The sequence below is a fragment of the Streptomyces sp. NPDC040589 genome (assembly GCF_055594445.1).
On the sequence record NZ_JBVIWP010000003.1, the window covers coordinates 85264 to 99587 of the forward strand.

The window sequence follows — 14324 nt, forward strand, 5'->3', positions numbered from 1 at the left end:
AGGCATGCCGATGGCTCTCTGGGGGGCGAAGTGCTGAGGGTTCTCCCCGGGGCGACCGCTGGGTATCTCTGTCCGGGGCGACCGCCGAGAGTCACCCCGGTGCCCCGCCCGCCGACGGTCTGCCCGGGCGATGTCGCGGACGGCATCCAGGCATGCCGATGGCTCTCTGGGGGGCGAAGTGCTGAGGGTTCTCCCCGGGGCGACCGCTGGGTATCTCTGTCCGGGGCGACCGCCGAGAGTCACCTCCGGTGCCCCGCCCGCCGATGGTCTGCCCGGGCGATGTCGCGGACGGCATCCAGGCATGCCGATGGCTCTCTGGGGGGCCGAACCGCTGACGGTCCTCCCCGGGGCGCCCCTTGAGGGGGTCTCCCTCCGGGGGCGACCGCCCGACAGCCCCCGCCGGCTTCGCCGACGACGACAGTCGACCCCGCCCCCGCCGGCGTCGCCGACGACGACAGTCGACCCCGCCCCCGCCGGGCAGCCGCCGGTGCGCGGCAGCGCTGGGGGCACCGGCGGATGAGCTGTGCTGCGACTGAGACGAGGGCATCGGGGCTGGGCTGCGCGCCGGGCTGAGGCACCGGTGTGCAGGGCTGCGTCGGCGGTCGGGCTGGAGGCACCCGGCGTAGGAGGCCGGGCCGCGGCCGGATTCGCGCACCGGCGTGCGTGGCCGCTGCGCGAGCCGCCCCGGAGGTACCGGCGTGCGCACCCGTACACCGGCCCCCGGCCGGAACGCCCACCCCGGCGGGACGGCCGGTCGCGTCAGGCCCGTGCCGAGGGGTTTCCGGCGGGGGAGTGGGCAGGCACTGTATGAGGGAACGGATTCCCAGCCCTCTCACTGGCATCTCACCGGCCCTCTCGCGACCGGGGTGAACCCCTAGGCGGTGACAGGCACATGGCATTGGGTACGGCCACGGCCCCGTACGAGCTGCGGTTCGATGCCGGGCGGATCTGCCTGGATCTGCTCTCCACCACGCACCCGGAGGAGCGGCTCGACTCCGTGGCCGTGCTGCGCGCCTGGATCACCGGCTCCGGTCTCGTCCCGGCGGACACCGTCCTGGCCCACGCCGACGCCGCCTGGCCGGCCGCCTTCCGTGAACTGCGCGACCAGGTCGGGAGGTTGGTGCGCGGCTGGTCGGTGCCCCGGGCGCGGGCGTACGACTTCGCGCTCGCGCGCGTCAACGACCTGGCCACTCCCGCACCCCCCGCCCCGCGCGCCGTCCGCGACGGAGACGGTGAGCTCATACGGCAGTTGGACGGCCCACCCGACTGCGCCGCCCTGCTCGCCGCCGTCGCCCGGGACGCCGTGGACCTGCTCACCGACCCCGTCGCCCGCGCGGCCCTGCGCCAGTGCGAGGGCGACAACTGCCCGATCGTGTACCTCGACACCTCCCGGGGACGCAGGAGGCGCTGGTGCTCAAGTGAGGTCTGCGGGAACCGCGAACGAGTCGCCCGGCATCGCCGCCGCGCGGCACTCGCACGGACTTAAGTCCCATTTGCCCACCACAGCAAGGCCGTTGCGTGGTGACTGCACTCAATTCCCGCGCCCTAAAAGACACTTATGCGAACGCGCTGTCGAAGTGATTTCGATTACATACCGTTTACCTACGCCACCGTAGGGAAGTCCTGACTTGATCTTGCTCATGTGGCAGAAATGTGAAGATCGCGGGGTGGGAATGTGACCCCATGTCCAGCTCGTCACGTCACCTCGAAGAAATCTGTCACGTCTCCTTGAACGCCCAACCGCTCGCTTCCGTACGGCATGTGGAGCGACCGACTGGGGGAACCCCCGGACACCGGAGGTGGGCGTGCGCAAGGATTCCGTCGTGGCCAATGAACGTGCACCGAGGGCCCGACATCGCATGTCCCAGCCCTCGGAACCCGACGAGGAGCTGATGCGTGCTCTGTACAGAGAACACGCCGGACCCCTGCTCGCCTACGTCCTGCGACTGGTCGCCGGAGACCGGCAGCGCGCCGAGGACGTCGTGCAGGAGACCCTCATACGTGCCTGGAAGAACGCCGGTCAGCTCAATCGGGCGACCGGATCGGTACGCCCCTGGCTGGTGACGGTCGCCCGGCGCATCGTCATCGACGGCCACCGCAGCCGGCAGGCCCGGCCGCAGGAGGTCGACCCGTCGCCGCTGGAGGTCATCCCCGCGGAGGACGAGATCGACAAGGCGCTGTGGCTGATGACTCTGTCGGACGCACTCGACGACCTGACCCCCGCCCACCGGGAGGTGCTCGTCGAGACGTACTTCAAGGGGCGTACCGTCAATGAGGCGGCCGAGACTCTGGGCATACCCAGCGGAACCGTCCGCTCGAGGGTGTTCTACGCCCTGCGTTCGATGAAGCTCGCACTGGAGGAGCGGGGGGTGACGGCGTGATGAGTGTTTACGGGGGTAACCAAGGGTTCGGTACGGGAGGCATGGGTATGTCAGGACCCATGCAGGAATCCCCGGTGCCGAACGAGCACGAGACCGTCGGCGCCTACGCCCTCGGCATCCTCGACGACGCCGAAGCAACCGTTTTCGAAGCCCACCTCGCGGGCTGTGAATGGTGCGCCCAACAGCTCGACGAGCTGGCCGGCATGGAGCCGATGCTCGCCGCCCTCGCCGACCTGCCCGGCTCCGGCACGCCCGCGATCGGCGAGTCGCTGTCCGCGAAGCCCCGGCCGCGCCTGGTGGAGAAGCTCGTCGACGAGGTCGCCGAGCGCCGCGCCCAGAAGCGCCGCCGCAGCTTCTACATGGTGGCCGCGTCCGCCGCGCTGATCGTCGGCGGTCCCTTCGTCGCGGTCGCGACGAACGGCGGCGGCGACGGCGGGGGCGCGGAGAACCGCCCGCTCGCCGCGAGCCCGGCCAAGGAGGCCTTCAACGGCATCTCCGACAAGATCACGGCCACCGACCCGACCACCAAGGTCACCGCGACGGTCGCCCTCCAGAAGAAGGACTGGGGCACCGGCATGGTCCTGGAGGCGAAGAACCTCAAGGGCCCGCTGAAGTGCGCCCTCGTCGCGGTCGGGAAGAACGGCGAGCGCGAGACCCTCTCCTCCTGGTCCGTCCCGAACTGGGGCTACGGCATCCCGGACGCCACGACCGAGAAGGCCAAGGAACCGCTGTACGTCCAGGGGGGCGCCGCCTTCCAGCCCAACGAGATCGACCACTTCGAGATCGTGACCTTCGACGGCAAGCGCCTGGTCGAGGTCGACGCGTAGCCTTTCGGGGTCCCCTTCGCGTACGGTAGACGGCTGCCATGCACGTCAGAAGGGGGCCCGGTGGCCGCTCAGGCTCAGCAGGAAGCCGCGCTCGATGACTCCTTGAGAGACCGCGAGATCAGCGTCGAGCAGGAACACCTCGACCGGGTGTACCGACGCCTCGAGGAGAAGATCCACGAGGCCGAGTTCCTCATGAACGACGCGGCCCAGCGCGGCCAGGTCGGCACGCCCGGCGCACTGGCCGAGCGGGACGCGCAGGTCTTCCGGGCCGGCGTCCACCTCAACCGGCTCAACAACGAGTTCGAGGACTTCCTCTTCGGCCGTATCGACCTGCTGACCGGCAAGGACGGCAAGAAGGGCCCCGACGGCGCGTACACAGCGGTGGAGCCCGCCGAGGGCGCGGTCCGTGAGGGCGACACCGCCGACATCGCCGAGACCCTGCACATCGGCCGCATCGGCGTCCTCGACCAGGACTACGCCCCGCTGGTCATCGACTGGCGGGCCCCGGCCGCCGCCCCCTTCTACCGCTCCACCCCCGTCGACCCCGGCCGCGTCGTCCGCCGCCGTGTCATCCGCTCCAAGGGCCGCAAGGTGCTCGGCGTCGAGGACGACCTGATGCGCCCCGAGCTGACGGCCTTCCTCGACGGCCACGAGCTGCCCGTCATCGGCGACGGCGCCCTGATGGCCGCGCTCGGCCAGGCCCGCAGCCACACCATGCGCGACATCGTCGCCTCCATCCAGGCCGAACAGGACCTGGTCATCCGCGCCCCCGCCGCCTCCGTGACCTACGTCGAGGGCGGCCCCGGCACCGGCAAGACCGCCGTGGCCCTGCACCGCGCGGCCTACCTCCTCTACCAGGACCGGCGCCGGTACGCGGGCGGCATCCTGATCGTCTCGCCGACCCCGCTGCTCGTCGCCTACACCGAGGGCGTGCTGCCCTCCCTCGGCGAGGAGGGCCAGGTCGCCATCCGCGCCATCGGCTCACTCGTCGAGGGCAACGAGGCCGCGCTCTACGACGCCCCGTCCGTGGCCCGCGCCAAGGGCTCGTACCGCATGCTCAAGGTGCTGCGGAAGGCCGCCCGCGGCGCCTTGGAGATGAACGACGCGCCGACCCGGCTGCGCGTGGTCGCCTTCGGCCGCCGCCTGGAGCTGGAGGCTCAAGAACTGGAGGGCATCCGCCGCGCCGCCCTCGGCGGCACCGCCCCCGTCAACCTGCTGCGCCCGCGCGCCCGCAAGCTGCTCCTGGACGCCCTGTGGGAGCAGTCCGGCTCGGCCAACCGGCACAGCGATCCGGAGCTGGCCGCCGAGCTGCGCTCCTCCTTCGACGAGGACATCACCTCCGAGGACGCCTTCATCGCGTTCCTCGACGCCTGGTGGCCGGAGCTGACCCCGGCGGCCGTCCTGGACGCCATGACCGACGAGCGGCGCCTCGGACGCTGGGCCCGGCGGATCCTCAACCCCGGCGAGGTCCGCAAGGTCGCCCGCTCCCTCAAGCGCGACGGCCGCTCCGTGCACGACATCGCCCTGCTCGACGAGCTCCAGGCCATCCTCGGCGCCCCCGCCCGCCCCCGGAGGAAGCGCGAGCTCGACCCGCTGGACCAGCTCACCGGCCTGGAGGAGCTGATGCCGGTGCGCGAGGAGTCCCAGCGCGAGCGGGCCGAGCGACTCGCCCAGGAGCGCACCGAGTACGCGCACGTCATCGTCGACGAGGCGCAGGACCTCACCCCGATGCAGTGGCGCATGGTCGGCCGCCGCGGCCGGCACGCCACCTGGACGGTCGTCGGCGACCCGGCCCAGTCCTCCTGGTCCGACCCGGACGAGGCGGCCCAGGCCCGCGACGAGGCCCTCGGCACCCGCCCGCGCCGCCGCTTCCAGCTCACCGTGAACTACCGCAACCCGGCCGAGATCGCCGACCTGGCCTCGAAGGTGCTGGCCCTGGCCATGCCCGGCTCCGAGTCCCCGAAAGCCGTCCGCTCCACCGGCGTCGAGCCTCGTTTCACGGTCGTCGAGGACACCCTCGCCGAGACCGTCCGCGACGAGGCGGCCCGGCTGCTGGAGCGCGTCGACGGCACGGTCGGCGTGGTCGTCGCCATGCAGCGCCGCGCGGAGGCCCGGCGCTGGCTCGCCGGGCTCGGCGACCGAGTGGTGGCACTGGGCAGCCTGGAGGCGAAGGGCCTGGAGTACGACGCGACGGTCGTGGTCTCCCCGGCGGAGATCGCCGACGAGTCCCCGGCCGGACTGCGTGTGCTCTATGTCGCACTGACCCGCGCCACCCAGCAGCTCACGGTCGTCTCGGCGGAGCGGGACGAGCCCGACGCGGCGGGAGTCCCGGACCTGCTGAGGGACTGATCCCGGCCCTCTGACGGACCGCGGCCCGATACCCACTTGTCCGCGAAATGAACTCCCGGTACGGGAATGGCCTTACGGGATCTGTTTGTTAGCCTGGATGTGGCACCGGCCCGATCCAAGCCCCCGGGCCCAACCTTCGTCGCTACGAGCGACCACTTGCCGCGAGGCGAGCATGGCGGGTCGGTGCCACCTGACTTACGCAGAGACCCACGTCGGACGTGACGTGGGTCTCTTTTTGCTGGCCTGTTCCGCGAACAAAAAGTTCGCAATCGGAGGCGGCTACCAGCTACCCAGCGGTAGGTGCGACGATCGGACCGCACATCTCAGCATCAGGTGAAAGCAGAGGAAGTCGGCCATGGCAACGGCGCCCAGCGTCTCCTACTCGATGACGGTCCGGCTGGAGGTGCCCGCGAGCGGAACCGCCGTCTCGCAGCTCACCACCGCCGTGGAGTCCTCCGGAGGCTCGGTGACCGGCCTCGACGTCACCGCATCCGGTCACGAGAAGCTCCGTATCGACGTCACCATCGCGGCCTCGTCGACCGCGCACGCGGACGAGATCGTCGAGGAACTCCGCGGCATCGAGGGCGTCACGCTGGGCAAGGTCTCGGACCGGACCTTCCTCATGCACCTCGGCGGCAAGATCGAGATGGCGTCGAAGCACCCCATCCGCAACCGTGACGACCTGTCCATGGTCTACACGCCGGGCGTGGCCCGCGTCTGCATGGCGATCGCCGAGAACCCCGAGGACGCCCGCCGCCTCACCATCAAACGCAACTCCGTTGCGGTCGTGACGGACGGCTCCGCCGTGCTGGGCCTGGGCAACATCGGCCCGAAGGCCGCGCTGCCCGTCATGGAGGGCAAGGCGGCCCTCTTCAAGCGGTTCGCCGGTATCGACGCCTGGCCGATCTGCCTCGACACCCAGGACACCGACGCGATCGTCGAGATCGTCAAGGCCATCGCCCCGGGCTTCGCCGGCATCAACCTCGAGGACATCTCCGCCCCCCGCTGCTTCGAGATCGAGGCCCGGCTGCGCGAGGCCCTCGACATCCCCGTCTTCCACGACGACCAGCACGGCACCGCGATCGTCGTCCTCGCCGCCCTGACGAACGCACTTCGCGTCACCGGCAAGGCGATCGAGAACATCCGCGTCGTCATGTCCGGCGCGGGCGCGGCCGGTACGGCCATCCTGAAGCTGCTGCTCGCCGCGGGCGTCAAGAACGCCGTCGTCGCCGACATCCACGGCGTCGTGCACGCCGGCCGCGAGGACCTGGTGGACGCCGCCCCGGACTCCGCGCTGCGCTGGATCGCCGACAACACCAACCCCGAGGGCCTCACGGGCTCGCTCAAGGAGGCCGTGCGCGGCGCCGACGTCTTCATCGGCGTCTCGGCCCCGAACGTCCTCGACGGCGACGACGTGGCCGCCATGGCCGACGGTGCCATCGTGTTCGCGCTTGCGAACCCGGACCCCGAGGTCGACCCGGCAATCGCCCGCCAGACCGCGGCCGTTGTCGCGACCGGCCGTTCCGACTTCCCGAACCAGATCAACAACGTGCTGGTCTTCCCGGGTGTCTTCCGCGGTCTGCTGGACGCCCAGTCCCGCACGGTCAACACCGAGATGATGCTGGCCGCCGCGACCGCCCTCGCGGACGTGGTGACCGAGGACGAGCTGAACCCGAACTACATCATCCCGAGCGTCTTCAACGACAAGGTCGCGGGCGCGGTCGCCGGGGCCGTGCGGGAGGCCGCCAAGGCGGTGGGGGCGTCGGCCCTCTGACTGTGAGTATCCCCACGGCAGCGCGGGTAACGGCGCGTCGCAGGACCTCTGTGAGCAGCGGAGCCCTATCGTGGCGGCCAGGCTCAGGCCCTCTTTTCGTGTGACTCCTGAAGGGTGTACTCACGACACGTGCGGGTGCCGGATTGGCTTTCCCGCCGCAGGTAGGGGCAGGATGCGTCTCTGGGCGCGAGGGTCTGACGACGGACCCGGTCCGGGGACTCACGGAGGACCCTGGCAGCATCGGCTTCGATCTGACGCCTCAACGGCAAGATGAACACGGGAGTAACAACATGAACCGCAGTGAGCTGGTGGCCGCGCTGGCCGACCGCGCCGAGGTGACCCGCAAGGACGCCGACGCCGTGCTGGCCGCGTTCGCCGAGGTCGTCGGCGACATCGTCTCCAAGGGCGACGAGAAGGTCACGATCCCCGGCTTCCTGACCTTCGAGCGCACCCACCGTGCCGCTCGCACCGCCCGCAACCCGCAGACCGGCGAGCCCATCCAGATCCCCGCCGGCTACAGCGTGAAGGTCTCCGCGGGCTCGAAGCTCAAGGAAGCCGCCAAGGGCAAGTAACCCTGGCGTTCGTACGCCGACGGCGTACGAACCACAGTGAGTGACATCAAAGGGGCGGCCACCCGAACCGGGTGGCCGCCCCTTTGGCGTCACTGCGCGTGCTATCCGAGCGCCTTGCCCGGCAGCTCGACCTTCGCGCCCAGCTCCATCAGCTTCTCCATGCTGTGCCTGCCCGGGGGGTGACCCCCGGACCCCCAGCCGGGTGGGCGTTGTGCCTCAGGCGGGCACGGGCCGAGCGCCGTGCTGGTGACTACGGCTGACGCCCGGGGGGATGGCCCCGGGCGTCGGTCGGGTGGGTGTCGAGCTGGTGTGAGGTCAGCCCAGCGCCTTGCCGGGGAGTTCGACCTTCGCGCCGAGCTCCATCAGCTTCTCCATGAAGTTCTCGTAGCCGCGGTTGATGAGGCCGATGCCGTGGACTCGGGACGTGCCCTGGGCCGCCAGGGCCGCGATGAGGTACGAGAAGCCGCCGCGGAGGTCGGGGATGACCAGGTCCGCGCCCTGGAGCTTGGTCGGGCCCGAGACGACGGCCGAGTGGAGGAAGTTGCGCTGGCCGAAGCGGCAGTCGGAGCCGCCCAGGCACTCGCGGTAGAGCTGGATGTGCGCGCCCATCTGGTTCAGGGCGGAGGTGAAGCCGAGGCGGGACTCGTAGACCGTCTCGTGGACGATGGACAGGCCCGTGGCCTGGGTCAGGGCCACCACCAGCGGCTGCTGCCAGTCGGTCTGGAAGCCGGGGTGGACGTCCGTCTCCAGCGCGATGGACTTGAGCTGGCCGCCGGGGTGCCAGAAGCGGATGCCCTCGTCGTCGATCTCGAAGGCCCCGCCCACCTTCCGGAAGGTGTTGAGGAACGTCATCATCGAGCGCTGCTGCGCGCCGCGGACGTAGACGTTGCCCTCGGTCGCCAGCGCCGCCGACGCCCAGGACGCGGCCTCCAGCCGGTCCGACAGGGCGTGGTGGGTGTAGCCGCCGAGCTTGTCCACACCGGTGATGCGGATCGTCCGGTCGGTGTCCATCGCGATGATCGCGCCCATTTTCTGCAGAACGCAGATCAGGTCCTCGATCTCCGGCTCGACGGCCGCGTTGGACAGCTCCGTGACGCCCTCCGCGAGGACCGCCGTCAGCAGCACCTGCTCGGTCGCGCCGACGGACGGGTACGGAAGCCGGATCTTCGTACCGCGCAGCCGCTGGGGCGCCTCCAGGTACTGCCCGTCGTCCCGCTTCTCGATGCGCGCGCCGAACTGCCGCAGCACGTCGAAGTGGAAGTCGATGGGCCGGCCGCCGATGTCGCAGCCGCCGAGGCCGGGAATGAAGGCGTGGCCGAGGCGGTGGAGCAGCGGACCGCAGAACAGGATCGGGATGCGGCTCGAACCGGCGTGGGCATCGATGTCAGCGACGTTCGCGCTCTCCACGCGCGTCGGGTCCATCACCAGTTCGCCGGGCTCGTCCCCCGGACGGACCGTCACACCGTGCAGCTGCAGCAGACCCCGCACGACCCGTACGTCACGGATGTCCGGAACATTGCGCAGCCGGCTCGGAGCGCTGCCCAGCAGCGCCGCCACCATGGCCTTCGGTACGAGGTTCTTCGCACCGCGGACACGGATCTCGCCCTCCAGCGGGGTTCCGCCGTGGACAAGCAGTACGTCTTCAGTGCCGTTGACGGTCATGAATCTCGCGTTCCGTGGAGTCGGGCAGGGGCCAGAAGGGAAAGGGTAATCGCCCACCACCCCCCTTCTGTAAGCCTGAGTCAGACCCAGACACGTCATAGCTCTGTCACAACACGAACTGTTCCGTGCCGGGCACATGGGGTCACGGTCGCTTTCGTGCGCGCACGACGCATCAGTGCGCCCTGAGCTGCATGCCCTCGCGTCCCCCCATTGCCTCCCCACGCGGAGGGAAGATGCGGGATCATGTCTGCCATGACCGAGGTGTCCTCGCTCACAGGGCGGTTGCTCGTGGCCACCCCCGCCCTGGCGGACCCGAACTTCGACCGCGCGGTGGTGCTGCTCCTCGACCACGACGAGGAGGGCTCCCTCGGTGTCGTCCTCAACCGCCCCACCCCGGTGGATGTGAACGACATCCTGGAGGGCTGGGGCGACCTCGCCGGCGAGCCCGGCGTCGTCTTCCAGGGCGGGCCGGTCTCGCTGGACTCGGCCATCGGGGTCGCGGTCGTCCCCGGCGGCGCGTCCGGGGAGGCCGGCCCGCTGGGCTGGCGCCGGGTGCACGGCGCGATCGGTCTGGTCGATCTGGAGGCCCCGCCGCAGCTGCTGGCCTCCGCCCTCGGCTCCCTGCGGATCTTCGCCGGATACGCCGGCTGGGGCCCCGGCCAGCTGGAGGACGAGCTGGTGGACGGCGCGTGGTACGTCGTGGAGTCGGAGCCCGGCGATGTCTCGTCCCCGTGTCCCGAGCGGCTCTGGCGCGAGGTCCTGCGCCGTCAGCGGGGCGAGCTGGCGATGGTGGCGACGTATCCGGACGACCCTTCGCTCAACTGATGCGTGTGAGCTTCAGTACCCTGGGGCCTATGAGCACTCTCGAGCCCGAGCGCGGGACTGGTACGGGGACCCTCGTAGAGCCGACGCCGCAGACCTCGCACGGTGACGGTGACCACGAGCGCTTCGCCCATTACGTCCAGAAGGACAAGATCATGGCGAGCGCCCTCGACGGCACCCCCGTCGTGGCGCTGTGCGGCAAGGTGTGGGTGCCGGGCCGCGACCCGAAGAAGTACCCCGTGTGTCCCATGTGCAAGGAGATCTACGAGTCCATGGGCTCCGGCGACGACGACAAGGGCAAGGGCGACAAGTAGTCGGCGCCCGGCCCGTGTGACCTGAGGCCTCCAGGGTGCGTTTTGCGCGCCCTGGAGGCTTTTGTGCTGTCCGGGCGTTGCGCGGGACGCTTCAGCCGGTCACAGAGTGGTTGAGACCTCTTGTGGTCGCGTTCATGCAGTCCCTAGCCTCCGATGTGTTGTGCACAGCGAAACCTTCATTGCGCATGTTGCAACACTCCCTCGGAGGAGCACTTCATGAAGCTGTCCGTCCGTTTTGCCGGGCTCACGGCGCTCGCCGCCCTGCTGGCCACCGCCTGCGCGCCCCAGACCTCCAGTAACTCCTCCTCCGACAAGGACGAGAAGACCGGCGCGCTGCGTGTCTGGCTCTTCCAGGAGGTCGGCAACACCCCCAAGGAGAAGGTCGTCGACTCGGTCGTCGCCGACTTCGAGAAGGCCCACAAGGGCACCAAGGTCAACGTCGAGTACATCCCGATCGACACCCGCGCCCAGCGCGTCAAGGCCGCCTTCAACGACCCCGCCTCCGCTCCCGACGTCATGGAGTACGGCAACACCGACACGGCCGGCTATGTGAAGGACGGCGGACTCCTCGACGTCACGAAGGACTTCGGCGACTGGAGCGAGGCGAAGGACACCGACCCGACCGCGAAGCAGTCGGTGACGGTGGACGGCAAGATGTACGGCGCCCCGTTCTACGTCGGAGTCCGCGCCCTGTACTACCGCACGGACGTCTTCGAGGAACTGGGTCTGAAGCCCCCGAAGACGATGGACGAACTGGCCTCCACCGCCCGTGCGATCCGCGCCGCGAAGCCCGACCTCTACGGGCTCGTCGTCGGTGGCGCCTACACCTACGGCGCGATGCCGTTCGTCTGGGCCAACGGCGGTGAACTCGCGAACGGCAAGGGCGGTTCCTACGCCTCCGGCATAGACAGCCCTCAGGCCCAGAAGGGCATCAAGGCGTACACGTCCCTCTTCGGCGACGACAACTGTCCGGCCGCCAAGTGCGCGGGCATGGGCGGCAACGACACGATCTCCGCCTTCGCCGCCGGGAAGGCCGGGATGGCGATCGGCGGCGACTTCAGCCACACCGCCGTCGAGGCCGGGAAGGTCAAGGGCGAGTACGCCGTCGTCCCGCTGCCGGGTGTGAAGTCCGGCTCGATCGCTCCCGCCTTCGCCGGTGGCAACAACATCGGCGTCCTGAAGAGCACCTCGCACCGCACGCTCGCCGTCGAGCTGATGGAACAGCTCGCCTCGAAGAAGACGCAGACCGAACTCTTCGGCGCGATGGGCTTCCTGCCGACCTTCACGGACGTACGGCAGCAGGTCGCGACCGAGGAGCCGTTCGTGAAGCCCTTCGTGCAGACGCTCTCGGCCGGCACCAAGTTCGTCCCCGCCTCACCCGCCTGGGCCCAGATCGACTCCTCGCTCGTCCTGCCGACGATGTTCCAGGAGGTCATCGCCGGCAAGAAGGACGTGCCCGCCGCCTCCGAGGACGCCGCGAAGAAGATGAACGCCGCGTTCGGCTCCGCCGGGTGACCCGGATGAACGACCGCACCGAACCGGCGCAAGCCGACCCGGCCGGGTCCGGCCTGGCCGCGAACGACTCGGCCGACACGGCCCCAGGCGAAGCCGAACCCAGGCCGCACGGTGCCCGTACGCCGTCCGCACCCGCTCCCGCGAACCCGGCCGACCCGGCCCGGGGCGGATCCGGCGAGGCTCGTGCGCACGGTGCCCGTACTGCATCCGGTCCCGCGAGTGTGCCCGCGTCCGCCCCGAGCCCGGTCGGGCCGGTGTCGGACGGTTCCGGCCAGGGGCGCGCAGGGTATGGCGGCGGCTCGGCGGGGAGGCCCTCGGGCAAGGGGCCCGGTGGGACGCGGAACGGCCGGGCGGGCTCGCGGCGAGCCGTGTCCGGCAGGAACTCGCGGGTCTCCGGCGGCTGGACGCCCTGGCTCTACCTCGCGCCCGCGCTCGTCGTGCTCGGCGGGTTGCTGGTCTACCCGATCTATCAACTCGGCCTGATCTCGTTCTTCGAGTACACCCAGGCCCAGGTCAGCGGCGGCGCGCCGACCACGTTCCAGGGGTTCGCGAACTACGCCGAGCTGTTCGGGGACCCGCAGTTCTGGCAGGTGCTGCTCGCCACCCTGCTGTTCGCGGCGGCCTGCGTCGTCTCCACGCTCGCGGTCGGCTGCGCCCTCGCCGTGCTCCTCACGCGCGTGCGGGCCGTACCGCGGCTCGCGCTGATGCTGGCCGCGCTGGGCGCGTGGGCGACCCCGGCCGTCACCGGCTCCACCGTCTGGCTGTTCCTCTTCGACCCGGACTTCGGCCCGGTGAACCGGATGCTGGGCCTCGGCGACCACTCGTGGACGTACGGGCGTCTCAGCGCCTTCTTCCTCGTCCTGCTCGAAGTGGTGTGGTGCTCCTTCCCGTTCGTGATGGTGACCGTGTACGCCGGGATCCGCGCCGTACCCGGCGAGGTGCTGGAGGCCGCCGCCCTGGACGGCGCCTCGCAGTGGCGCGTCTGGCGCTCCGTACTCGCCCCGATGCTCCGGCCGATCCTGGTCGTCGTCACCATCCAGTCGGTCATCTGGGACTTCAAGGTCTTCACCCAGATCTATGTCATGACGAACGGCGGCGGCATCGCGGGCCAGAACATGGTCCTGAACGTCTACGCCTACCAGCAGGCGTTCGCGTCCTCGCAGTACAGCCTCGGCTCGGCGATCGGCGTCGTGATGCTGCTGATCCTGCTCGCCGTCACGCTGGTGTACCTGCGGCTGCTGCGCCGGCAGGGGGAGGAACTGTGAACTTTCTACGCGCCCGTGTCCGCCGCCCGGGACGGCTGGCCGCCGAGGTCTCGGCCCTGCTGATCGCGGTCGTCGTCGCCTTCCCCCTCTACTGGATGGTGCTCAGCGCCTTCAAACCGGCCGGGGAGATCGAGTCGAGCGAGCCCCGGCCGTGGACTCTCGCGCCCTCCCTGGATTCCTTCCGGCGTGTCTTCGGGCAGCAGGAATTCGGCCGTTACTTCCTCAACAGCCTCGTCGTCGCGAGCTGTGTCGTGATCGCCTCCGCGCTGATCGCGTTTCTCGCCGCGACCGCCGTGACCCGATTCCGCTTCCGCCTCCGGACCACCCTGCTGATCATGTTTCTGGTGGCCCAGATGGTGCCCGTGGAAGCCCTCACGATCCCCCTCTTCTTCCTCATGCGGGACTTCGGCCAGCTGAACACCCTCGGCTCGCTGATCCTGCCCCACATCGCCTTCTCGCTGCCCTTCGCGATCTGGATGCTGCGGGGGTTCGTGAAAGGCGTCCCGGAGGCGCTGGAGGAGGCCGCCTACATCGACGGGGCGAGCCGGGCGCGATTCCTCTGGCAGATCCTTTTCCCCCTCGTCCTGCCGGGCCTCGTGGCCACCAGCGTGTTTTCGTTCATCTCCGCCTGGAACGACTTCCTCTTCGCCAAGTCGTTCATCATCAGTGACACTTCCCAGTCGACGCTGCCCATGGCGCTGCTGGTGTTCTACAAGCCCGACGACCCGGACTGGGGCGGCGTCATGGCCGCCTCCACGGTGATGACCATCCCGGTCCTGGTCTTCTTCGTACTCGTACAGCGGCGCCTGGTCTCCGGACTGGGCGGAGCGGTGAAGGACTGAC

Annotated in this window: 12 protein-coding genes; 11 read left to right on the forward strand and 1 reads right to left on the reverse strand. The window is 70.0% G+C overall.

All coding sequences use genetic code 11. The annotated features are described in order from the left end of the window. Positions 1-892 precede the first annotated feature (892 nt). The 6 genes from ACZ58V_RS12890 to ACZ58V_RS12915 all read left to right on the forward strand — a co-directional run bounded on the left by ACZ58V_RS12890 (position 893) and on the right by ACZ58V_RS12915 (position 7903). Positions 893-1486 (forward strand): CGNR zinc finger domain-containing protein, encoded by a 594-nt coding sequence (locus ACZ58V_RS12890; RefSeq protein ID WP_468190387.1) that lies wholly within the window; start codon positions 893-895, stop codon positions 1484-1486. A gap of 373 nt (positions 1487-1859) precedes the next feature. Beyond that, a complete protein-coding gene (locus ACZ58V_RS12895) occupies positions 1860-2381 on the forward strand; it encodes a sigma-70 family RNA polymerase sigma factor (protein WP_010039908.1) in 522 nt (173 codons plus the stop codon). Beyond that, complete coding sequence (locus ACZ58V_RS12900) at positions 2381-3208, forward strand: anti-sigma factor family protein (protein ID WP_468190384.1); 828 nt, start codon at positions 2381-2383, stop codon at positions 3206-3208. The genes ACZ58V_RS12895 and ACZ58V_RS12900 overlap by 1 nt, the downstream gene beginning before the upstream one ends. A 60-nt stretch (positions 3209-3268) precedes the next feature. Then, positions 3269-5557, forward strand: a complete 2289-nt coding sequence (locus tag ACZ58V_RS12905) for a HelD family protein (RefSeq protein ID WP_471290020.1) — start codon at positions 3269-3271, stop codon at positions 5555-5557. Between the two features lie 355 nt (positions 5558-5912). Continuing rightward, entirely contained in the window at positions 5913-7331 is a 1419-nt protein-coding gene (locus ACZ58V_RS12910) for an NAD-dependent malic enzyme (RefSeq protein WP_189723976.1), read from the forward strand. 290 nt (positions 7332-7621) lie between these two features. Then, complete coding sequence (locus tag ACZ58V_RS12915; RefSeq protein ID WP_003950507.1) at positions 7622-7903, forward strand: HU family DNA-binding protein; 282 nt, start codon at positions 7622-7624, stop codon at positions 7901-7903. Positions 7904-8218: 315 nt separating this feature from the next. Here the strand turns inward: ACZ58V_RS12915 and murA are convergent, their stop codons facing one another. Beyond that, positions 8219-9565 (reverse strand): UDP-N-acetylglucosamine 1-carboxyvinyltransferase, encoded by a 1347-nt coding sequence (gene murA / locus ACZ58V_RS12920; protein WP_382836577.1) that lies wholly within the window; start codon positions 9563-9565, stop codon positions 8219-8221. A gap of 252 nt (positions 9566-9817) precedes the next feature. On the opposite strand from murA, the gene ACZ58V_RS12925 reads away from it, so the two are divergent. The 5 genes from ACZ58V_RS12925 to ACZ58V_RS12945 all read left to right on the forward strand — a co-directional run bounded on the left by ACZ58V_RS12925 (position 9818) and on the right by ACZ58V_RS12945 (position 14323). Further along, positions 9818-10390, forward strand: coding sequence for a YqgE/AlgH family protein (locus ACZ58V_RS12925; protein WP_468190378.1), 573 nt, complete (start codon positions 9818-9820; stop codon positions 10388-10390). Between the two features lie 29 nt (positions 10391-10419). After that, positions 10420-10701 carry a DUF3039 domain-containing protein gene (locus ACZ58V_RS12930; RefSeq protein ID WP_010039914.1) on the forward strand — a complete coding sequence of 94 codons (282 nt, stop codon included), beginning with the start codon at positions 10420-10422 and terminating at the stop codon, positions 10699-10701. A gap of 216 nt (positions 10702-10917) precedes the next feature. After that, positions 10918-12216 carry an extracellular solute-binding protein gene (locus ACZ58V_RS12935; RefSeq protein WP_468190376.1) on the forward strand — a complete coding sequence of 433 codons (1299 nt, stop codon included), beginning with the start codon at positions 10918-10920 and terminating at the stop codon, positions 12214-12216. A gap of 368 nt (positions 12217-12584) precedes the next feature. Next, positions 12585-13481 (forward strand): carbohydrate ABC transporter permease, encoded by an 897-nt coding sequence (locus ACZ58V_RS12940; RefSeq protein WP_468190374.1) that lies wholly within the window; start codon positions 12585-12587, stop codon positions 13479-13481. Beyond that, positions 13478-14323, forward strand: coding sequence for a carbohydrate ABC transporter permease (locus ACZ58V_RS12945; protein WP_468190372.1), 846 nt, complete (start codon positions 13478-13480; stop codon positions 14321-14323). The genes ACZ58V_RS12940 and ACZ58V_RS12945 overlap by 4 nt, the downstream gene beginning before the upstream one ends. The last annotated feature ends 1 nt before the right edge of the window (position 14324 follow it).

Coding starts and splice junctions, on each gene's coding strand:
- ACZ58V_RS12890 (WP_468190387.1), top strand. CDS start 893: ATGGCATTGGGTACGGCCACGGCCCCGTACGAGCTGCGGTTCGATGCC.
- ACZ58V_RS12895 (WP_010039908.1), top strand. CDS start 1,860: ATGTCCCAGCCCTCGGAACCCGACGAGGAGCTGATGCGTGCTCTGTAC.
- ACZ58V_RS12900 (WP_468190384.1), top strand. CDS start 2,381: ATGAGTGTTTACGGGGGTAACCAAGGGTTCGGTACGGGAGGCATGGGT.
- ACZ58V_RS12910 (WP_189723976.1), top strand. CDS start 5,913: ATGGCAACGGCGCCCAGCGTCTCCTACTCGATGACGGTCCGGCTGGAG.
- ACZ58V_RS12915 (WP_003950507.1), top strand. CDS start 7,622: ATGAACCGCAGTGAGCTGGTGGCCGCGCTGGCCGACCGCGCCGAGGTG.
- murA (WP_382836577.1), bottom strand. CDS start 9,565: ATGACCGTCAACGGCACTGAAGACGTACTGCTTGTCCACGGCGGAACC.
- ACZ58V_RS12925 (WP_468190378.1), top strand. CDS start 9,818: ATGACCGAGGTGTCCTCGCTCACAGGGCGGTTGCTCGTGGCCACCCCC.
- ACZ58V_RS12930 (WP_010039914.1), top strand. CDS start 10,420: ATGAGCACTCTCGAGCCCGAGCGCGGGACTGGTACGGGGACCCTCGTA.
- ACZ58V_RS12935 (WP_468190376.1), top strand. CDS start 10,918: ATGAAGCTGTCCGTCCGTTTTGCCGGGCTCACGGCGCTCGCCGCCCTG.